Raw genomic sequence first — 21,596 nt, 5'->3', positions numbered from 1 at the left:
ACAAGGTCATACTATATTGAATCAGTAGGGCATATTTCAGAAAAAACCATCAAAAAATATATTGAAAACCAAAAAAAAGGTTTGAACATCATTTGCCATTCGGCAACTATTTTTCATCCCACTACTAAAGACAGTGGACTTTCAAATAATATTTATCGTAAAAAGGGAAGTTAGCCATTTCTCATAAATTGTACAGAGTAACCAAACAAGTATTTTAAAGACATCCTGAAGCAAAAAACACTTTCGGACATTTTGCCCAAAAGTGTTTAGATGTTGTGAAACAAAAACACCTACTTACCAATGCTCCACTTATACAATCAAATAGACTGAATCTTATGTTGTGAAATATGAAAATTGATTTTTACCACCAAGCATTGAACTTTGACATAATTGACTTGATATATCTCAATGTTTGCCCAATGTATTTTCTCTTACAACAGCTGCTTCTCTGAAGCTTTAGGTTGTATCTTGTTCTATTGATTCTAAGAAAATAATGGCTTTCAGTGTTTGTATTTTTAGCTAATTGATGTGGTGTAGTTAAATGCATCTAGCTCATCTTGTAGTTTCATAATACGTTGCTCTAGTTTTTCTATAGCTTCATCTTTGTCTCTTTGTTTAAACTGAGCTTCATACGCTACCAACTCATTGTTATAACCTATGTTTACTTTTCCTTGCTTTACCGATATTTCACGGTAAAAAGTAATCATTGATTTGAGTTCGCCTACTTCATATATTTTGTCTTGTACCATTGCATTGGCTTGAGTCAATTTTACTTTAAGTTTTACAAGCTCTTGACTCTTTGCTTCTAGCTGTAGCAATAGCTTGGGTATGTCATAGGTATGTTCGTTTCCTTTAACAACCGAATTATGATTTTTCACTTTTGCCTTCAGCTTATTGATTTCATTGATCAACTGATTCTTCATTTTAAGAGCTTTGGCTATATTCATAAGGTTTTATATTAATTGTTTTACACACATAAGACGTGCAAACATTATCAAAATCACCAACTTAATATTTTTTGATGAAAAATATCTTTTAGGCATTTTGTCCAGAAGCATTGCTTGAAACTCTAATTTTACCTGAAGAAACAGGTCCTTCACTTGAGCAATGGCCTGATAAGTGAGCAGATAGCCACGCAAGCGAAGCTCTGCTAAGCTTTTACAATTTTTGAGTTGTCGTGGCAATGATTTAATTTTATTAAACCTCAAATCTAGTTTTCTAAGTTTAGCAAGCTCTTCTACATCTTGTGGTACAAATGTCAGTCTATTTCCTTTCAAATTTAACTCTTCGAGGTTTACGCATTTAGTCAAGGAAGGAGTCATAGAGCGCAATCTATTATTTTCTAAATTTAGTACAACAAAGCTTCTCCAGGTTTGAACGTCCTCAGGTAAAACAAAAAATTGATTATTCCCGAGGTTTAGAAGTAGTATTTGAACCTACTCCCTCTGCACATAGTTGCTCATATTTACTCCAGAAAGGCTCAAAGCCATCATAAGTTTGCCAGAACTTAGTGGCTTGTTTTTCGAACTTATTCATTTTTGCTGGGTTTTATTATTTCATATATCTTCTATTATTTACTTTCTATTTACCTATGGACATTTTGCCCAAAAGTAAATTACCACTTCATATTATATATGTATATTACCATCTAAATAACCCTTGTCATTATGAAAGATAAAGTATGTATTATAACTGGTGCTAATGCTGGTATTGGAAAAGAAACCACACTGGCTCTTGCCAAAATGGGCGCAACTATAGCCATGGTTTGTCGCAACCCTCACAAAGCTGAAGAAGCTAAAAAAGAAATTATCAACGAAAGTGGTAATCAAAATATAGAGATTTTTATATGCGACTTTAGTATACAAGCCCAAATAAAAAAAGTGGCAGTTGAACTTACCCAACGTTATCCAGCTATAGATGTACTGATAAACAATGCTGGTTTCATTGCAGCTGGTACCACACGTCAAACAACTCCAGATGGTATAGAACAAACAGTAGCAGTTAACCATTTAGGTTACTTTATGCTTACCAATTTATTAAAACCATCGTTATTGGCAAGCCCCATGGCACGCATTATCAATGTGTCATCAGACGCCCACAAGTTTATAGACTTTAACATCAATGACCTGCAACTAGAACAAGGTTATACTCCTATGAAAGCTTACTCAATTTCAAAATTACTCAACATTCATTTTACTATTGCCTTAGCCAAACGTTTGGCTAATACCTCCATTACAGTAAATGCTTTACACCCTGGAGTAGTACGCACTAACTTTTCGAAAAACTTATCAGGCTTTACTAAAGTGATATTTGCTTTGGCCAAGCCTTTTATGATTAACTCAGCCAAAGGCGCTGCTACCTCCATATACTTGGCTAGTTCGCCTAAGGTAGCCAACATATCGGGTAAGTACTTTGCCAATAAAAAGCAAAAAACACCTAACAAAGATGCACTTAATGAGACTTACGCTGAAAAAGTCTGGGACATAAGCATTCAACTAACCCAGCTCGAAGGTCAAACATTTTAACCACTTCTGGACAAAAAGTCCAGAAGTGTATACCCACAAAACCGCATCACTCAACACTGCCTACTGCATAGATTAAGCGCTTGCTCAATGGGCAAAAACCTGCTATTTATTTGAGCAAATATTTTATAAGTAGTAAATTTATGGCTAAATTATTATTTGTCATCTGGACAACAACTTAGACAAAGACTCAATGAAACCACGAATAATTGCCGTAGTAAATCATAAAGGAGGCGTAGGCAAAACTACTACTACCCTTAACTTGGGTAAGGCACTTTCGATGAATAAAAAGAAAGTGCTTATAGTAGACATTGACCCTCAGGCAAACCTGTCGCAGTCGGTAGGTATAGAAGAGCCTCCCAAAAATATTTACCACGCATTGTGTGAAGGTGAAGTGTTACCTGTGCACAAAATAGCTACAGGACTCAACATCATTCCGGCAGACCTTGATTTGTCAGGGGCAGAAGTAAAACTCATTACAGAAGTAAATGGGTATTTTAAACTAAGAAACGCACTGGCAACTATAGCAAAAGATTATGATTTTATTCTAATCGACTGCCCCCCTTCTTTGGGTATTCTCACTGCCAACGCAATGATAGCTGCCAACGAAGTACTTATCGTGGTTCAATCGCAATACCTTGCCATCAAAGGCCTTGACACTATTATAGAATTGATAGAGGAGCTACGTCAAAACCTAAATCCAGCACTGGGACTTATGGGGCTACTGCTTACTCAAGTAAATCGTACAGTGGTAAGTAGAACCATTGTAGAGAAAGTTCAAACCGAATATCCCGATGCAGCTTTTCAAACCGTTATCAGGCAAAACGTGGCAGTGGTAGAGTCGTCTACTCATCGACAAGATATTTTTTCTTACGATAAAACCTGTGCTGCTGCCGAAGATTATTTAAACCTTTCAAAGGAGGTCATTAATGGCTAAAAGAGATAAACTGGCAAACCTATTAAGTGGAGCCGTAAAACAAAAAAGCGAAAGTGAGTCGCAGATAAAAGCAAAGATTCACATTGAGGATGAATTCAGGGATTTGATTCCTCCACTCAAGGAAGATGAATTTGCCCAACTTGCCCAAAACATCGCAGAGGAAGGGTGTCGTGAACCTTTGGTGGTATGGAAAGTACCCCATGACGCTGATGACGAACTTGCTGGAAAGTATGTACTTATTGACGGGCATAATCGCCATAAAATATGTACTACTTATAATGTAGACTTTAAGATTCATCTGGTACAATTCAAAACCAGGTTTGAAGCGCGAAACTGGATGATCAATAATCAACTAGGACGACGAAACCTTAGTAAAGAACAACAAGCCTTTTTACGTGGGTCGCGTTATAACTCTGAGAAATCGCAAGGGCAACGCACTGACCTAAGTAACAGTGAACAACCCAAAGAGTCTACCGCAAAGCGTATTGCTAAAGAATACAATGTAGATGAAAAAACGATTCGTCGTGACGCTAAGTTTGCCGAGGGGATGGACATTATTGGCAAATCAAACCCTGAACTGAAGCAAGAAATACTGAAGGGCAAAGTAAAAGTAAATAAGAGCCATGTACAAAAGCTGGGCGAAGTAGCCAAAGACTCTGATGAGGTACCCATACTTAGTGTAGAAGATATCTATAAAAGAGCTACCGAAATAGAAGAAGGCAAAGAAGAGCAAGCTTATCAAACCAAAGATGTACCTACGCCTCAGTATACTAACGAACAAATAAATGCTCAAATAGAACACTACCATGCCAGTATAAAAAAAGCATTGGAAGTAGCCATCAAAAATCGTGATCGGCTCGCTTTATCAAAAATCAAAGCCGACCTTAATCAACTAGAAAAGCTTTTGCTCAATAATTAAAGAGGTTCATTATCTCTTTGGTAAAAAACCGTTACTTTTGCAACATCATCATTAACTTTTAGAAGATTTGTATAAACAATTTGTCAGACCTGTTTTATTCCGTTTTGATGCCGAAAAAGTGCATCATACTACTTTTAAAATGATTAAGTGGGCATTTAAAATCCCTGGACTTTCTCACTTAATACGGAAACGGTATACGTATGAAAGCCCTGCTTTGGAGAAAGAACTGTTTGGGCTCACTTTTAAAAACCCGATAGGGTTGGCAGCAGGTTTCGACAAAAATGCCGTTTTGATTCAGGAAATGGCCAACTTTGGTTTTGGGTTTATTGAGATAGGCACGCTTACTCCTAAAGCTCAGGAGGGCAATCCCAAACCCCGATTATTTAGACTAAAAAAAGACCAGGCGATTATCAACCGGATGGGCTTTAACAATGATGGAGTAAGTACTGCCATTGGTCATTTGAAAAAACGTCCGGCAAATATTTTAGTGGGGGGTAATATTGGCAAAAATAAAGTAACTCCCAACGAAGAAGCAATCAGTGATTATGAAAAATGCTTTGATGCTTTATTCGATTATGTTGATTATTTTGTGGTAAATGTAAGCTCTCCCAATACGCCTAACTTAAGAGCATTACAGGATAAAGAACCACTGACCAAGCTTTTGGTAACATTACAAAATAAGAACAAACAAAAACCTCAAACCAAACCTATTTTACTTAAAATTGCTCCTGACTTGAGCAATGAACAACTTGACGAAGTAGTAGACGTTTTATTGGATACTAAAATAGATGGACTCATTGCTACCAATACTACCATTGACCGTGGGGGGCTTCAAGCTGACAAAACAGAAATAGAAACTATTGGTGCAGGTGGCTTAAGTGGTAAACCACTAAAAGACCGGTCTACTGAAGTAATTAGGTATATCCATCAAAAATCAAAGGGGGCTTTCCCAATCATTGGTGTAGGAGGCATAGCATCTGCTGCCGATGCTATAGAAAAACTGGAAGCTGGCGCATCGCTGGTGCAAGTCTACTCTGGATTTATCTATGAAGGACCTGCATTAATCAAAAACATAAAAAAAGCATTGATCAAAATGCAATCTAACAAAGGCACTCAAAAATTGGTGGCGAGCAAATAATACCCGCTTGAATCAATGCCTTTTTACCAATTAAATTTGCATATAATATGGCAAAGACTGTCCGAGAAAATACATACAAAAGAAAAAACGATTCGGGGCGATTGAGTCAAAATGAGTTTATGCAGATCATAAGCTTACTACTCAAAAACAAAAATGTAAGATTTACCCTAGGTCTGTTTTTTCTATTGCTTGCTATGGCAATGTTTGGCGCGTTTACCTCTTATTTTTTAGGAGGAACGGGCAAAGCTGACCAAAGCTTGGTAGAAGCATTTTGGAATAATAAACTTGCCCAAAGTGGCGCTGAAGTACAAAACTGGCTAGGGCTTACCGGGGCAATTCTTGCCCACACTTTTGTATTCAAGGGGTTTGGCATTGCTGCCTATATATTAGTTGTGATCTCTTTTGTATTAGGCTGGCGCTTTCTTAACAATGTCACGCTTATTAGGCTTCCCCGCTTAATGCGTGTATCTATATTTTTTCTTATTTGGATTAGTACTTTGGTGGCGCTTGCCGACCGAAGCGCTTTTGTAAGTGGTGCCTGGGGCTTCGAAATTGCCCATACTTTTTTAATTCCACTGTTTAAATCATTCTTTTCTGTAGTCATTACTTTTGCTGTATTAGCCTGGTTTGTAGTAAAAACCTTCGCTTATGATGATTACAAAAAGTATGTGTCAACCAATAATGGCATTGTAAAAACAATTTCTGATGCAGCCAAAAGTGTGCGATATGAACGGGTAGAAAAGAATAAAAAAACAGTTGAAACCACAGAAGCAGGCAACAATGAAGACCACAAAGATTTATTTTCAGACGAGGGTATTATTCTGGAAGTAACCGATGATGACCCCACGCTGGATAAAACTAAACCTATAGAAAGGGTTACCAAAATCACTGAAGATCCAACAGAAGCTATCAAAAAAGAGCGGGCAAGCAAACTAAGAACCACCCGCATGCCTAAGGTAGACACTGAAGATTTATCAGAAGATAATGATGAGGTAGTTCCTGATATGCCTCCGTTCAAAAACCCTACAAGTGAAACACCTCTGGAAATGCCTAAAGAGGTATCACCGAAGCGTACTCGCCGAAGCACAGAGAAATTATCTAAAAGAAAAACGGGCAAACTTGACCTTGAGCTTACTGATGAATCGGCACCAGTAACTCCTCAAACACCCCCTCCTTCTATAGATAAGGTGACTGAAAAAGTAAACCCATTCTTTGAAAAGGCAATCCAAAAAGACATTAACTTTAAAGAGGAAGCAGAGCATAACCGGGAAACAAAAGAAGAAAAAAAGCTGGAAGCTTATGACCCTACTCTAGACCTTAGTACTTATAAGTTTCCTACGGCTGACTTGCTCAATGAGCTCCCTGAAATGAAGAGACAGGTGTCAAATGAAGAACTGGAAGCCAATAAAGATCGTATTGTAGAAACCTTAAGCAACTATGGCATTGGCATTTCTCAGATTAAGGCCACCATTGGTCCTACAGTAACTCTGTATGAAATTATACCAGAAGCGGGTGTTCGTATTTCTAAAATTAAAAACCTTGAAGATGACATTGCACTAAGTCTTGCTGCATTGGGCATACGTATTATTGCCCCTATTCCTGGCAAAGGAACGATTGGTATTGAAGTACCCAACAAAAGGCGTGAAGTGGTAACTATGCGCTCTATTATGGAAGACGATGCCTTCAAAAACACCAAAGCAAGTTTACCAATTGTATTGGGTAAAACCATTGAAAATAAGGTGTTCTTGGCTGACCTTGCCAAGATGCCCCATGTATTGATGGCTGGTGCTACTGGTCAAGGTAAGTCAGTAGGGTTGAATGTTTTTCTTGCTACATTGATCTACAAAAAACACCCCGCCGAACTCAAGTTTGTACTGATTGACCCTAAGAAGGTAGAATTGGCTCTTTTCACTGCCATCGAAAAACACTTTTTGGCAACACTTCCAGACTCAGAGGAGGCCATTATTACTGATAATCAAAAGGTGATTCATACCCTCAATTCGCTGTGTCTGGAAATGGACAATCGTTATAACCTGTTGAAAGATGCACTTTGTCGAAATATTAAAGAGTATAACCAAAAGTTTACCCAACGCAAACTCAACCCCAAAAAAGGGCACAAGTTTATGCCTTACATTGTGTTGGTAATAGATGAGTTGGCTGATTTGATGATGACCGCAGGAAAAGAAGTAGAACAACCCATTGCTCGTTTGGCTCAGTTGGCGCGTGCTATTGGCATACACTTGGTGGTAGCCACCCAACGTCCTTCTGTAAACGTTATTACAGGGGTGATCAAGGCTAACTTTCCTGCTCGTTTGTCGTTTAAAGTTACCTCTAAAATTGACTCCAGAACCATATTAGACGCTGGAGGAGCTGAGCAACTAGTAGGTATGGGTGATATGCTGTTTTCTATGGGAGCAGAAATGATTCGTCTGCAAGGGGCGTTTTTAGATACTCCAGAGGTAGAACGTGTTTGTAACTTTATTGGTGATCAACAGGGCTACCCTGAAGCTTATCAATTGCCTGAGTTTCATGGAGAAGACAATAAAGGGGGTGGTAGTACTGGCGGTTCAGTAGGCGATCGTGATGAATTGTTTGACGAAGCAGCCCGTATTATTGTAATGCATCAACAAGGGAGTACTTCGCTCCTGCAACGCCGTTTGAAACTTGGCTATAACCGTGCAGGCCGTTTGATTGATCAACTAGAACAAGCCGGAATTGTAGGTCCATTTGAAGGAAGTAAAGCGCGTGAAGTACTTATTCCTGACGAATACAGTCTCGAGCGTTTGCTTAATGAAATCAGCAATAACAGTTAATAAAAAAACACGAAGTATAATATAATTTACTAGAGTGGGTTTTATTATTAGCATGAAATTAAACTAAATAAAAAAATAAGTGTCTAATGACTAGTTAAACAATTAGACCAGACAACAACATAATAACAAAGATCATGAAATTGAAAGCTACGATATTTTTATTGACCATCGGGTTATTCACATTTACTAATTTATCCGCACAACAAGACGCCAAAGCAAAAAGTATTTTGGATGCAGTGAAAAACAGGTATGAAAACATGAAAGCATTTGGTGCTTCATTTAAATATTCGCTTAAAAGTTCCGCTGGTGTAACCGATAACTTTAATGGAAGCATAACTATAGCCAAAAAAATGTTTCGCCTGAAAGCCAGTGGGCAAGAAATAATGACTGATGGTAAAACTCAATGGACTTACTTAAAAGAAACCAATGAGGCCAATGTAACCGAATACGAGCCAGACGAAGGAATTACCCCTGATAAAATTTACACTATTTATAAGCAAGGTTTCAAATACAGACTGTTGCCTGCCGAAAGCAAAGGGTCTTATCATAGCATAGAAATGGTACCACAAGATCGTAAAAAGTACCAATTGGTAAAGCTTAAACTAAGAGTAAAAAAAGCTGATAATACTATTATGGGTTGGGAAACTTATGAAAATAATGGTAACAGATATGTATATACGATATTGAAGTTTATAGAGCATAAAAATGGGATATCAAAAAGTTATTTTCAGTTTAACCCTAAGCAATACCCTGGGGTAGAGCTAAACGATTTGAGATAAACAACAATACTACTTGGTGTTGTAAGGGTAAGGAGGTAATCTTCTTACCCTTTTTCTTTGTCGTTTTTTGTTTCTGTGTTACAAGCTGTAACTTTGAGCTTGTAAACTAACGCGTTTTTACCATGACCAAAGAAGAACTTTACCAACAAATTCTCCAAAAACAATCTTACCTATGTGTAGGGCTCGACTCTGACATTGAAAAAATCCCTGCTCGGTTCAAATCTGAAACAGACCCTGTACTTGCTTTCAATAAATACATTATTGACCAAACGGCTGACTTTTGTGTAGGATACAAAATTAACACTGCTTTTTATGAAAGCAATGGAGCCGCAGGTTGGGAAACTATGCAAAAAACACTGGAACATATTCCTCAAAATATATTCACAATTGCTGACGCCAAGCGAGGCGATATTGGTAATACAGTAGACCAATATGCCAAGGCATTCTTCAAAACGCTTGATTTTAACTCCATTACAGTAGCACCATACATGGGAAAAGACTCTATAAGTCCATTTCTGGAATATGCACAAAAGTGGGTGATTTTACTGGCGTTAACCTCTAATCCTAGTAGTCAAGATTTTCAGTTTTTACCTATCAACCAAGATAAAAAAGCACTTTTCGAGGAAGTTCTCACCAAGTCGCAAGAGTGGACCAATGATGAGGCAATGATGTATGTAGTAGGAGCAACCCAAGCGAGTATGCTGCAAAAAATACGAAGCTTGGTTCCCAAACATTTTTTGTTAGTACCAGGAGTAGGAGCACAAGGAGGAAGTTTACAAGAAGTTTCAAAATATGGAATGAATTCTCAAATAGGATTATTGGTAAACTCCTCCCGTGGAATTATTTTTTCGGAAAATCCAAAAGAGGTAGCTCGTAAACTTCAGCAAGAAATGCAACAATACATTGAAGAATATCACAAAAAGTAGCCTAAATTAAAGGCTTTATCAAGGGGATAGATCAGTTCATAAAAAATTATTGCGAAATTATCGCCTTTATTTGGGTTAAAAATGCACTTTTTCACCCTTAAAATATAGCCCTACACTCTCTAAATACATTTTTTAGCTGATTTTACTACAGCACAAAAAAAGCAGGTTTTAGAAGAAAGAAAAAAAGAAAATAAACGAAAAAAACACGCAAAAACTACCTCTATAAGCTTTAAACAAGCTTTTCAGCCATATTTTCAAAAGTATCATTTCAACACCTATTTTTTAACGATTATGAACACTACTCAACAAACTCAAAAAAAACTCAATGAGCTCTTCTCTTACTATATCCAAGAGTTAGACCGTTATACAGACGAACAATTCGTATATAAGGAAACAGAAAGTACTTGGTCGTTGGCACAAATGTATCAACATATTTATACCGCCTCTACTTTTTTTGTATATAACATAAACAATTGTTTAAAACACAAAAAAGGAAGCCTTGAAGGAAAAAAAACTCAGATGGGAGAAATGCTTTATAAACATGGGGGGTTTCCTAAGCAAAAAATAAAGCAACCCAAAGAATGGACAAGTGGTGCACCAGAAGCTAAATCTCGTAACGAATGTAAGCAACAATGGACAACCTTGCTAAAACAACTCCAAGGCTTGGCAGCAGCTATTGCTGATGATAGTGACCACTACAAAGTCAAGCATGTTATTTTTGGTATGCTCAATTCACTAGAATGGTACCAACAAATAGAAATGCATACACGCCATCATTTACATCAAAAAAAGGAACTAGAGGCTTTTGTAAATATCAGTGTAAATGAATTTGCATATAAAAGCTCATAACGCTTTGCCGATTGGCACACAGTAATTTTAAATATGCATTATTATAATGCGTAAAGACTCATAAACATCAACCGAGAGTATATGATTTCTCAAAGACAACTTTTTTTAAACCACTTAGCACAAACCACCGATTTCCCTTTAATGCTGGAAATAGCCAGCGCATCAGGCATATATATGTATACTACTGATGGTCAAGCCATTATAGATTTAATATCGGGTATAGGAGTAAGCAATGTGGGACATTGCCACCCTAACGTAGTGAATGCCGTAAAAAAACAAGCAGAAACCTATATGCATTTGATGGTGTACGGAGAAGTAGTACAAACACCACAAAACCAATTGGCACAAGCCATTATAAATACCCTCCCCTCTTCTCTCGATAATATTTTTTTTATGAATTCGGGGAGTGAAGCCATAGAAGGAGCCATGAAACTTGCCAAACGTTATACAGGCAGGGCAGAGTTTGTAGCTTGTCATAATGCTTACCACGGTTCATCACACGGAGCAATGTCGGTAGGGGGCAGCGAAGAGTTCAAAACAAAATATCGTCCCTTGTTGCCAGGGATTCGTCATGTACAATTTGGCAATATTGATGACCTTCGTTATATCACTCCAAACACTGCTGCTTTTGTAGTAGAAACAGTGCAAGGAGAAGCAGGTATAAGGGTAGGCACAAAAGAATATTTTCAGGCATTGCGTCAGCGTTGTAACGAAACCGGAACATTGCTTATTCTTGATGAGATTCAAACAGGGTTTGGACGCACTGGAAAATTTTGGGGGTTTGAACATTACGACATCGTACCTGATATTATTACCTGCGCCAAAGGAATGGGAGGAGGAATGCCTATTAGTGCTTTTATAAGCTCAAAGGATAAGATGGCAGTATTCAAAAACAACCCTATTTTGGGGCATATCAGTACTTTTGGTGGTCATCCGGTAAGTTGTGCGGCCTCGCTTGCTACCATTCAAACCATCCAAGAAGAAGGCTTATTAGACGAAGTAGCACAAAAAGCTCACTTGTTTAAAACATTGCTGGTTCATCCCAAAATAAAACAGATAAGAAACAAAGGCCTACTAATGGCTGTAGAGTTTGAGTCGTTTGAGGTACTTAAACCAATTATAGATAAAGCCATGGAGCTAGGAGTGCTTACAGACTGGTTTCTCAACTGTGATAACTCTTTGCGCATAGCTCCACCTTTGATTATTACCGAAGAGCAGATAAGAGACGCCTGCAAACTATTGTTGCAAGCTATAGAAGAAGCTTAAAGCAAAAATCCCTTATTCTCTTTGCCGAAAATAAGGGATTTTACTTTTAAGACAGGTGAGCTATTATTACATCCGAAACCAAGGTCTTGAAGCTGCTCCAGCAAAAATACCGCCCACTATTAATACTATAGCAATAGTAAAAAAGATAAAGCTTGTTTTATGTTTTGCGGTAGAGTCAGTCAATTTCTTAGCCTTCGAACGACCTATTTGAGCTACTACCAAGCCAATAAGCATAATCAAAATATGCTCAACTGCCCAATAACGAACGGCTGAGTTTTTCATTGCTGCCCCAAAGTTTTTCATTGCACTTGTTGTAATAGGGCTTAGAAAAAAGTATAAAGTGAATCCCAATAAAGCCTGTAAGTGGATAAAACCCACAAAAGAAGCTGATAAAGCGTTATCGCCTTTGGTATAACTACCTTTGTTGAGCCAACCCATCAAAGATTTGAAAAGTACTACCACAGCAAGCACTAAAATAATGACACGAAGCCAGGAGTGTATAATTAGAACAGTATTGTACATAATAGATTTAGAGTCTTTTTTTATGCAGTAAATATAAAAGCTACGCTTTTCAGTTAATAATTTTCACAAGAATTATTGGGTGATAAACTCAAAGAAAGGAGAGAATGTTTGATTTACACAACAGGCTTTCAATAAAATCAATAGAAGTTTTTATTTAAAACCACAAAGAATATTGTATTTTTCCTATACATATATTGACTAACATACAGCTCTTATTTTGTATTAATTAAATATAAATAAATTATGTTAAATAATATTTTTAAAAGCAAAAACTAACTAAGAAAAGAGGTATGCAGTATAACAAAAAATAGTAGTAAACAAAAACACACAAAATCAAAACAAAATAATGTATCAAAGTTATAATTATAGTAAAAATTACTATAAACGAAGGGGTAAAAAGAATGACTATAAGTTATTCACAAGTTATCCACACACCAGCATGTGGATATGTGGATAACTTTGACTTATCCACATTTGTACTTAACAAACATGACAAATAACATTCAATTATACAATTTAAAGAATTTACCAAGGGAAGTTATTGTCCTCAGAAAATTTGATACACTTTCTATTTTCTGTAAATTTGTACTATACACGAATCCAATTATACTAACTTATGAATTTTGACCCTGTTGTAATTGCCATACCCATGTATTTTGGGTTAATGGGCTTAGAGCTACTTGTAGAACAATTCCAAAAAACTAAAAGATATCGTTTAAACGATGCCATTACTAACATCAGCTGTGGTATAGGACAGCAAGCAGTCAAAATATTTTTCCAACTCATTACTGTAGCCATTTACACCCTTATCTACGAAAACCTGGCTTTCTTTAAAGTTGAAAACACCGTATTAAATTATATAATCCTCTTTTTTGCCTGGGATTTTTGCTATTATTGGGCACACCGAATGAACCACGAAATCAACTTATTCTGGAGTGGGCACCAAGTACATCATCAAAGCGAAGATTACAACTTATCAGTAGCTTTACGCCAGAGTTGGTTCCAAATCTTTTTTACCTCTTTCTTCTTTTGGCCATTGGCATTGTTAGGCTTTGATCCTAGCGCAGTGGTGATTATATCAGGTTTTAACCTATTGTACCAGTTTTGGATTCATACTGAGGCCATTGGAAAAATGGGCTTTTTAGAATGGTTTATGAATACTCCCTCCCACCACAGGGTACACCACGGACGCAACCCCAAATACATAGATAAAAATCATGCAGGCACATTTATTATCTGGGATAGAATGTTTGGCACTTTTCAGGAAGAAGAAGAACAGCCTATTTATGGTATCACTACACCAGTAAACACTTGGAACCCTATTTTAGTAAACTTTACCCATTTTCAAGTCATTGGCAAACAACTCAAAGAAACTCCAGGTTTTATAAACAAACTTAAGGTGTTGTTTTACAAACCTGGCTGGCGCCCTGAAAGTATGGGAGGCATGCAGCACGCCCCAGAAGTAGACCGCAATCAATACCAAAAGTTTAACACCCAAACCCCTGCTATTGTCAATTGGTATGTGCTATTTCATTATGTCCTTACCCTGGCAGGTTCGGCTTATTTTATGTCTCAAATAGATAAGATGGATTGGATACTCAAAGGCATCGGAGTTGGTCTAACACTTTTTGCCATACTAACTCCGGGGGGGTTGTTTGAACGCAAAAACTGGGTAATACCTATAGAGTTTTCTCGCTTATTAATCACTTCATTAATTTTACTGTTTTTATTATATCAAACTCCACTGTTTGTTCCATTTTTAATAGGTTGTGCCACTATTTGCATTGTATCGGCTATATGGCTTATAAAAATAGCACATTGGTTTAAAAGTATACATCAACAACCAATTACACGCGCCAACCAAGCAATAATATCATAGTAAGAGCTAAAAAAAGCCTGTTTCTTGTCAGAAACAGGCTTCAATATTTATTCAATGCTGATAGTCAGCACTTTATTTTTTCTTAGCAATCACTTCTCCCTTAATAAATAATACAGTAGTGGGTTTTTCTGAGTTAGACATTACTGTAATCGTTTTACTAAAAGTTCCCATTGCTGCTGCATTATAACCTACTTTTATTTTTTTGGTTTGCCCTGGCATAATAGGAGTTTTAGGGTATTCAGAGGCAGTACATCCACAAGATGTTTGCACTTTAGTAATAATAATAGGAGCATTGCCACTATTTGTAAATTCAAACGCTGTTTTTACAGGCTTACCTTGCTCTATTTTACCAAAATCATGTATAGTTTTGCTCCATTTAAACTTAGGACCATCAACTTTATTTACAGTAGTGAAAGCAAAAACTCCGCTTACTACTACTGCAAGTGCTAAAAGAATAAATAGTTGTTTTTTCATTATAGTGTTTGAAATTCTTTTTTAAAATCTAAAATCAAAACGCATAAACTCTGTTTGAGTTGTAGTTTTGATACTGTAAAGTTACAAAATATAGCTTTTTTATTCGAAATTTTGACAATTAAATAATAACTACTACTTTTGTGGCGCGTGGCAGTGCGACTAGCTCCTTGTAACTCCCCCAGGGTCGGAAGACAGCAAGGGCATCCGGTTGTAGCAGTGCGATACTGTCATGCTTTTTTCTTCTCCCTTCTTTTCTCCTCTAAACAACCACCCATCATCACATATTTTTGTATATAATTGCCAACTATCTATGATAAAGCATTATACCTCTATATTACTATTGATTGTATTGATACTTTCAGGCTGCAAGTCAATACAAACACCCTCTTCACAAAAACAGTTTGGTATTTTCAAAGTATTAGACAACAACACAAGCGTAGAAATGAACGGAGAAGTTAACAGTCAATCGCTTACCAACTTTACTTCATTGATTACTGCTTACCCCAATATTACAATCATTCATATTAAAACTTGTGATGGTTCATCAGATGATGATATAAATTTGCAATTGTCTGCATTGGTTCACCAAAAAAAGATCAACACTCACATAGAGGATGGAGGTTTGGTAGCCTCTGGAGGTACTGATTTTTTTCTGGCAGGAGTAGAAAGAAGTAAAGGAAGTAATACCAAAATAGGCGTACATTCATGGGCAGGCAATGATCAAGAAGCCACTGACTTTCCTGAAGGGCATATTGAACATCAAAAATACATTAAATACTATGTATCTGTAGGCTTTAGTCAAACACAAGCTAAAAGCTTTTATTACTTTACAATTAAGGCTGCACCAGCGTCTTCTATACACTGGATGACAGACGCCGAAATTCAACAATATGGCATATTGACCAAATAAGTCACTAATAATCAAATATTTATTTTAAATTTTTGAAATTTCAAATTTTGCTTTACCTTTGCAGTGCAATGTGGGTACGACGGCTCCTTGTAACCCCCCAGGGTTGGAAAGCAGCAAGGGCATCAAGTCGTAGCCTCGTGACTCACTTGCTTTTTATCTCCCTTCCCCTTTTCTATAATCCCTATTTAAATTTTCAATTCATTACTTCTTTTTAATTAAAAACTTAAAGCTTTCAGGATAAATCATTCCTTAATTCAGGCTTTTGCTTAATTTTGCTTCCATTAACTACTTAAGGTTTCCAAATTAAGACCGTTTTCGTTGTATGAAGTTTTTTATAGATACTGCCAACCTGAAAGAGATTCAGGAGGCACAGGATTTAGGTGTTTTAGATGGTGTAACTACTAACCCTTCGCTTATGGCAAAAGAGGGGATCAGTGGGAAGCATAATGTAATGGCACATTACGCCAGAATTTGCGACATTGTAGATGGAGATGTAAGCGCAGAAGTAATAGCCACTGACTATGAAGGAATGGTAGCAGAAGGCGAAGAACTGGCCGCTATTCATCCCCGTATTGTGGTAAAAATACCTATGATTAAAGATGGGGTGCGTGCACTGAAATATTTTTCTAAGCAAGGCATCAAAACCAATTGTACTTTGGTATTTTCATCAGGACAAGCATTGCTTGCTGCCAAAGCTGGTGCTACTTATGTATCTCCTTTTATTGGCCGTTTAGACGATGTAAGTACTGATGGTTTACAATTGATAGACCAAATTGTACACATTTATAATACTTATGAATTTAACACTCAAGTATTGGCTGCTTCAGTTCGCCATACAATGCACCTTATCAAGTGCGCTGAGTTAGGCGCTGATGTAGCAACTTGCCCTTTAAATGTAATTTTGGGCCTATTAAAACATCCATTGACTGATATAGGCTTGAGCAAGTTTTTGGCAGACCATAAAAAAGCAGAGTCTACTGCCCAAAACGCTTAGGAATGGTGAGAAATTAAATTACCATTCTTGAGGTAGAAGTTTTGTTTTGAGACGAGGCTATTTTTTGCGCCCATAGCAGCGCTACGGGCAATAAAAATAACGAAGTATCAAGGCGAAAGATCACCTCTCAGAGTGTAAATTTATTTTTGAACAATTCCTTAGTTTTGCATAAAATATCCTAAATAATAAAAGCAGCCTGTAGATTTTCTATAGGTTGCTTTTGTTTTTTAGAAATAGCACTCAACTTGACTTTTAATATCTAGATGACCAACAAGGGGCAAAATAGCTGCATTTGCCTATAGACCAAAAGGCAAAACGAGACCATATAATTTACTCCTGTCCCAAAAATGCTTTATTTTTGATACAACAAACCTAAACAACTTATGTCATTCTTAGCTCCTGACAACATCATTGAAGTAAACAATGCCAACATTTACCAACAGGCATCCCTTGTACTTTCAGGTTTAAACTTTACCATACAGAAAGGGGAGTTTGTATACATTATAGGGAGAACAGGCACCGGAAAGAGCTCTTTATTGAAAACGTTGTATGCCGACTTGCCACTACGCAAAGGACAAGTACATGTGGCGGGTTTTGAGGTAAACCAGTTGCTTCACAGAGAGATACCCTTTCTCAGGCGTAAGCTAGGCATTGTTTTTCAGGATTTTCAACTACTCCCCGACCGCAACATTGCTGATAACCTGGCTTTTGTAATGAGAGCTACTGGCTGGAAAAACACCCAGAAAATACAACAACGCACTACTGAACTCTTACAACAAGTAGACTTGCCTGGAATCAACAAAAAATTTCCCCATCAACTCTCAGGAGGTGAACAACAACGGGTGGTGATTGCCCGTGCTTTGATCAATGAACCTATGGTACTCTTAGCTGACGAACCCACCGGAAACCTTGATCCTGATATGTCGGAAGAGATTCTGAAACTATTTCAAAGAATTAATAACAGTGGCACTGCTATACTCATGGCAACACACGACTATGAGGTACTAGAAAAATTTCCTGCCAGGGTATTAAAGTGCGCCAATGGGGTGATAGAAGACTTAAAAGTTTTTCCTTGAAAATTTCTTTCATTTTTACTGTTTATTAGACAACAAATGGGTTGGCTTTTATCGTTGACAAGGCACCAAACTTTATGTAAAGTTTTGCTATTTATTTTGGCAATACTACACCTGAAAGCATTTTTATGAAAAAAAATAAAATAAAGATTAAGTTTTGAAATTTTCTCTAAAATTTTTTATTTGCTGTATATTAGTATAGAAAATCTAATTTAAACCATCTTATAATGCTTAAATGGTTACGCAACTTGTTTGGTAGTAAAAAAGAGAAACCTGACGAAAGATTAACTTATGATCCAACCAATGTCCAAGTCAAAGACTTAAGGAAGGGTGCTTTTTTGGATTATGATCTCCAAACCTGGGAAGTCAAGGCTCAATATGAATACGATTGGGGTGATAGGTACTTTACTTTTGAATTTTTGCTGGCAACAGTAGAAGAAAAAAGATTCTTACATTATGAAGAAGATGATGGAGAACTGGAATGTACCCTCACTGAAAAAATCAGAGTAAGTTCAATTGATGCTGATATTCCTGAAGAGATTCACCGAAATGGTACTCCTCCCAAAGAAATCACTCACAAAGGAATTACATATTATAAAGAAGAAGAAGGTACCGCACGTTTTAGAGATGTGGATACACGTAATTGGGAAAAAGTGGTTTCTTGGAGTTATTACGACGAAGCAGAAAAACATGTACTTTCTATTGAACAATGGGGAGAAACAGAGTTTGAAGCGGCAGTTGGTTTGGTGGTAGACGAAAGTGAATTTAGTAACATTATTTTACCTTAAAATTATGAAAAACTACTCTATTTATCTATTTGCCTTAATGATGACTTTCATGTTAACCTCCTGTGGTGGTGGCAGTGAAAAGTACATTAAGTATCCAGTAGACGACATTGTTAGACAAACACCTAAGGACAAATTGCCTTTATCGGTAATATTGTATGACATGGATGTAAAAGGTTCACGTCGTTTGAACAAGTACAAGGTGATTACTAACGTAGATGATCCAGCTAAAAAGAAGGAAACCATTACTCCCTGGACACAAGTTAGTAAGCAAGATTTTGCCAAAAACTACAATAACATGGGAATGGAGCTTGCTTCTAAGCGTATAGATTCTACTACTGGTAAAGAAATAGTAAGCAAGATTCCAGCACCTCCTGGTTATTCTAACTATGTAGGTAACAAGCAATACGGACAATGGAAGACCAACAGTAGTGGCGAGTCTTTCTGGTCTTTCTACGGAAAGTACATGTTTTTGTCTACTATGTTTAACATGGCTACCTACCCTGTGCGCAGAAACTCTTACAACAGGTACCAGCGCAGCTACGCCGGCAGACGTCCTTATTATGGAGGAACTGGCTCTCGCCGTAGATATGGTACTGGTAGCAGCTACTCTCGTGGTGTTTCTTCTCGTTCTTACTACAGCAGTGGCCGCTCTAGTCGTACTCGCTCATCTTATAGCAAGTACCGTTCTAGCAGTCGTTCTTCTCGTTCAAGCGGTCGTAGCGGTTACAGCTCAAGGTCAAGAAGTGGAAGCTCTGGAAAGTAATTTCCTTGCTTTTAATATAATAGCATTTAATTTCTCAAATATATCAAAATCAAAACAGTTTGGATGCAATATTCAAACTGTTTTTTTGTTGCCTACACTCCAATAGTTGCCCCAAAAATCATTAACTTTAAGCATCACAATATTTTATCAACTATGAAAAAATCTACCATATACTTTGTTGCTGCGATTATGCTTATAGGTTTAATGTCTTATGTGGTCATTCACAAAAATGAACATGCCAATCCACTGAAAGATATTTTAGACAAAACACCTGAAAGCAAACTTCCAATGTTTGTAATACTCTATAATATGGATGTAGAAGGATGGTCAGAATCAGCCCCAAACAATGCCCGCTTTAAACACAAGTATAAGGTAGTAACCAATGCTGATAATCCTCGCCGGATGAAAGTAAGCGTTACTGATTTTTTACCAGTTGGTAAAGACATGTTCTTTGAGCATTATCATAACCTGGATATGCAAATAGCTTCTAAAAGGGTTTCTCCACAAGGTGATCAGGTTTCATTGATTGTTTCACCACCAGGTTATGCTTATTACATAGGAAACAAAAGAATGGGTAGATGGGTAACCAAACAAGATCAAATTACCTGGAGGTTTAGAAGAAGGTACCGCAATATGGCAAGGATATGTAATATCCAGGCTTATCCTGTATCTAAAGCCCGTTTCATGAATTACTTTCATAATTACCGGGAACGTCAGTCTTATTACGGCAAAAGTAACGAAAAGAACCTGTATGGAACAGGCAGCACATTTTCGAGAAATAGCAGACGTACTTCACTGTTTTATGACGATGAGCGAGAAAATAAGGTAAGGGCTTTTTATCGATACCAAAGTCGTACTGGACGTAATGGTCAAAATATTCGTTCAAGAAGTGGAAATGCCGGTAAGTAACATTTACTGTTTTGCGCTATCAATTTTAAGCAAAAAATAAATCTTAATTCCATAGCCTAAAACGAAGACTTTCCCTGCTGTTTTTTCAGTTTAATTAGTATCTTCAAATGTCAAAACGAAGGTTTTAATCAAAATCACCTACATTTATCAACCTTATGAAAACCCTTACCAAAGATGCTGTAAAAGAAGCAGCCGAAGACCTGATAGAAGCATTTGGTACCACTACCACTTTAGATGTAAAAAATAAACTACGTCAACAGGGGTTTCAGGCGCTTCAGGCAGAAGTTTCCACTTTGATGGATGCCGTAACTGCTGAAGAAAGCTGGCAGTTTAACCATAACGGACGTTACCGTGTGTATAGGTTTGGGCCTGATAGCAACGATACCTTTCATAAATACCTGGAAAATGGGCAACAATTTTGGGAGGTACTTGCTTCTGACAAAGAGTTGGTTGTAAATGAAGGAGTGGTAGGCACCAACGGACAAATGCAAAAACAAGCCTTTCCTACCAATCGTAAAACGATTGCACAAAGCAAGAAGCTATACCAAGAACAAAAGCAAGCCGGATATGCTGAAGCAACTGATCAACGCTTGCCTTTTGTACTTAGAAAAAAGTATGCTCACTACTTAAGCAAAAAACCAACGGGCTATACCATTGGCTTCTTTGATGTATCAGCCTTAGAAAAACAAGCCGCAGAGTTTACACTTCCCAATCAACAAACCACTGAGGGGTATATCATTCAATCCAAAAATGTAGGTTACGACTTTACTTGGGAACTACCTCAATCAATAACAAGTCTTTCTGATATTCTAAAAAATACTCAAATAATTGATCAGCCTTTTAAGCATGATAAAAGGAGTATTACAGGCGAAAAGATCAAAACAACCAAGGCTTACCAACAAAACGAAGAATCATTGATAGCTTATGAAGCCTACAAACCCAAAGCAGCAGCTTCTCTTATAGAAATAAAAGCATCAATGGATAATGTATACAAAATTGACATTTCGTTTGAGGGAGGCGATCAAATTAGCCTTAGCAAGTTTGATTTAAACCTACAGCAAGAGCTATTGCCTGTAGCAAGACAAATTCTTATGCAAGCAAGTTAAAAAGCCCCATGCGATAATGAATAAAAGCG

Annotated in this window: 22 protein-coding genes and 1 other RNA gene; 18 read left to right on the top strand and 5 right to left on the bottom strand. The window is 37.2% G+C overall.

Going from position 1 to position 21,596, the window contains the following annotated elements; all coding sequences use genetic code 11:
- Nucleotides 1-515: 515 nt before the first annotated feature.
- From Q0954_RS11590 to Q0954_RS11580, 3 genes are all read right to left on the bottom strand, one after another.
- Complete coding sequence (locus tag Q0954_RS11590; protein WP_299456966.1) at nucleotides 516-947, bottom strand: hypothetical protein; 432 nt, start codon at nucleotides 945-947, stop codon at nucleotides 516-518.
- A 6-nt stretch (nucleotides 948-953) separates the two neighbouring features.
- Nucleotides 954-1,322, bottom strand: coding sequence for a leucine-rich repeat domain-containing protein (locus Q0954_RS11585; RefSeq protein ID WP_299456965.1), 369 nt, complete (start codon nucleotides 1,320-1,322; stop codon nucleotides 954-956).
- An 82-nt stretch (nucleotides 1,323-1,404) separates the two neighbouring features.
- Entirely contained in the window at nucleotides 1,405-1,536 is a 132-nt protein-coding gene (locus Q0954_RS11580; protein ID WP_299456964.1) for a hypothetical protein, read from the bottom strand.
- A gap of 131 nt (nucleotides 1,537-1,667) precedes the next feature.
- On the opposite strand from Q0954_RS11580, the gene Q0954_RS11575 reads away from it, so the two are divergent.
- The 9 genes from Q0954_RS11575 to Q0954_RS11535 all read left to right on the top strand — a co-directional run bounded on the left by Q0954_RS11575 (nucleotide 1,668) and on the right by Q0954_RS11535 (nucleotide 12,149).
- The gene (locus Q0954_RS11575; protein ID WP_299456962.1) at nucleotides 1,668-2,525 is read left to right on the top strand and encodes an SDR family oxidoreductase; all 858 of its coding nucleotides are present in this window, start codon (nucleotides 1,668-1,670) and stop codon (nucleotides 2,523-2,525) included.
- Nucleotides 2,526-2,715: 190 nt separating this feature from the next.
- On the top strand, nucleotides 2,716-3,459 hold the full coding sequence (locus Q0954_RS11570) for a ParA family protein (protein ID WP_299456960.1): 744 nt from the start codon (nucleotides 2,716-2,718) through the stop codon (nucleotides 3,457-3,459).
- Nucleotides 3,452-4,378 (top strand): ParB N-terminal domain-containing protein, encoded by a 927-nt coding sequence (locus tag Q0954_RS11565; protein WP_299456958.1) that lies wholly within the window; start codon nucleotides 3,452-3,454, stop codon nucleotides 4,376-4,378. The genes Q0954_RS11570 and Q0954_RS11565 overlap by 8 nt, the downstream gene beginning before the upstream one ends.
- 67 nt (nucleotides 4,379-4,445) lie before the next feature.
- Nucleotides 4,446-5,516, top strand: coding sequence for a quinone-dependent dihydroorotate dehydrogenase (locus Q0954_RS11560; protein ID WP_299456957.1), 1,071 nt, complete (start codon nucleotides 4,446-4,448; stop codon nucleotides 5,514-5,516).
- 47 nt (nucleotides 5,517-5,563) lie between these two features.
- Nucleotides 5,564-8,329: a DNA translocase FtsK gene (locus Q0954_RS11555; RefSeq protein WP_299456956.1), complete on the top strand. Its 2,766-nt coding sequence runs from the start codon at nucleotides 5,564-5,566 to the stop codon at nucleotides 8,327-8,329.
- Between the two features lie 134 nt (nucleotides 8,330-8,463).
- Nucleotides 8,464-9,108 (top strand): outer membrane lipoprotein carrier protein LolA, encoded by a 645-nt coding sequence (locus Q0954_RS11550; RefSeq protein ID WP_299456955.1) that lies wholly within the window; start codon nucleotides 8,464-8,466, stop codon nucleotides 9,106-9,108.
- A gap of 122 nt (nucleotides 9,109-9,230) precedes the next feature.
- Nucleotides 9,231-10,034, top strand: a complete 804-nt coding sequence (gene pyrF / locus Q0954_RS11545) for an orotidine-5'-phosphate decarboxylase (protein ID WP_299456954.1) — start codon at nucleotides 9,231-9,233, stop codon at nucleotides 10,032-10,034.
- Between the two features lie 291 nt (nucleotides 10,035-10,325).
- Nucleotides 10,326-10,883: a DinB family protein gene (locus Q0954_RS11540; RefSeq protein WP_299456953.1), complete on the top strand. Its 558-nt coding sequence runs from the start codon at nucleotides 10,326-10,328 to the stop codon at nucleotides 10,881-10,883.
- Nucleotides 10,884-10,967: 84 nt separating this feature from the next.
- Nucleotides 10,968-12,149 (top strand): aspartate aminotransferase family protein, encoded by a 1,182-nt coding sequence (locus Q0954_RS11535; protein ID WP_299456967.1) that lies wholly within the window; start codon nucleotides 10,968-10,970, stop codon nucleotides 12,147-12,149.
- Nucleotides 12,150-12,215: 66 nt separating this feature from the next.
- Here the strand turns inward: Q0954_RS11535 and Q0954_RS11530 are convergent, their stop codons facing one another.
- Nucleotides 12,216-12,671 (bottom strand): hypothetical protein, encoded by a 456-nt coding sequence (locus Q0954_RS11530; protein ID WP_299456952.1) that lies wholly within the window; start codon nucleotides 12,669-12,671, stop codon nucleotides 12,216-12,218.
- Between the two features lie 616 nt (nucleotides 12,672-13,287).
- Between Q0954_RS11530 and Q0954_RS11525 the strand changes: the two genes are divergently transcribed.
- Nucleotides 13,288-14,550, top strand: coding sequence for a sterol desaturase family protein (locus Q0954_RS11525; protein WP_299456951.1), 1,263 nt, complete (start codon nucleotides 13,288-13,290; stop codon nucleotides 14,548-14,550).
- Nucleotides 14,551-14,622: 72 nt separating this feature from the next.
- Here Q0954_RS11525 and Q0954_RS11520 read toward each other — a convergent pair whose 3' ends face one another.
- The gene (locus tag Q0954_RS11520) at nucleotides 14,623-15,024 is read right to left on the bottom strand and encodes a DUF1573 domain-containing protein (protein ID WP_299456950.1); all 402 of its coding nucleotides are present in this window, start codon (nucleotides 15,022-15,024) and stop codon (nucleotides 14,623-14,625) included.
- Nucleotides 15,025-15,166: 142 nt separating this feature from the next.
- On the opposite strand from Q0954_RS11520, the gene ffs reads away from it, so the two are divergent.
- From ffs to Q0954_RS11480, 8 genes are all read left to right on the top strand, one after another.
- An RNA gene (ffs, locus tag Q0954_RS11515) (signal recognition particle sRNA small type) lies at nucleotides 15,167-15,263 on the top strand.
- A gap of 71 nt (nucleotides 15,264-15,334) precedes the next feature.
- A complete protein-coding gene (locus Q0954_RS11510) occupies nucleotides 15,335-15,934 on the top strand; it encodes a hypothetical protein (protein ID WP_299456949.1) in 600 nt (199 codons plus the stop codon).
- A gap of 322 nt (nucleotides 15,935-16,256) precedes the next feature.
- Nucleotides 16,257-16,928 carry a fructose-6-phosphate aldolase gene (gene fsa / locus Q0954_RS11505; RefSeq protein ID WP_299456948.1) on the top strand — a complete coding sequence of 224 codons (672 nt, stop codon included), beginning with the start codon at nucleotides 16,257-16,259 and terminating at the stop codon, nucleotides 16,926-16,928.
- Between the two features lie 383 nt (nucleotides 16,929-17,311).
- The gene (locus tag Q0954_RS11500) at nucleotides 17,312-18,004 is read left to right on the top strand and encodes a cell division ATP-binding protein FtsE (RefSeq protein ID WP_299456947.1); all 693 of its coding nucleotides are present in this window, start codon (nucleotides 17,312-17,314) and stop codon (nucleotides 18,002-18,004) included.
- 224 nt (nucleotides 18,005-18,228) lie between these two features.
- Nucleotides 18,229-18,789, top strand: coding sequence for a DUF4178 domain-containing protein (locus tag Q0954_RS11495; protein WP_299456946.1), 561 nt, complete (start codon nucleotides 18,229-18,231; stop codon nucleotides 18,787-18,789).
- A 4-nt stretch (nucleotides 18,790-18,793) separates the two neighbouring features.
- Nucleotides 18,794-19,552 carry a hypothetical protein gene (locus tag Q0954_RS11490; protein WP_299456945.1) on the top strand — a complete coding sequence of 253 codons (759 nt, stop codon included), beginning with the start codon at nucleotides 18,794-18,796 and terminating at the stop codon, nucleotides 19,550-19,552.
- Nucleotides 19,553-19,705: 153 nt separating this feature from the next.
- The gene (locus tag Q0954_RS11485; RefSeq protein ID WP_299456944.1) at nucleotides 19,706-20,461 is read left to right on the top strand and encodes a hypothetical protein; all 756 of its coding nucleotides are present in this window, start codon (nucleotides 19,706-19,708) and stop codon (nucleotides 20,459-20,461) included.
- 155 nt (nucleotides 20,462-20,616) lie between these two features.
- Nucleotides 20,617-21,567, top strand: coding sequence for a WGR domain-containing protein (locus Q0954_RS11480; RefSeq protein ID WP_299456943.1), 951 nt, complete (start codon nucleotides 20,617-20,619; stop codon nucleotides 21,565-21,567).
- Nucleotides 21,568-21,596: the final 29 nt, after the last annotated feature.

This window comes from uncultured Microscilla sp. (genome assembly GCF_947493425.1).
GTDB lineage: Bacteria > Bacteroidota > Bacteroidia > Cytophagales > Microscillaceae > Microscilla.
The sequence above is the reverse complement of the archived record's forward strand: the minus strand, read 5'-3'. Positions and strand labels throughout refer to the sequence as shown.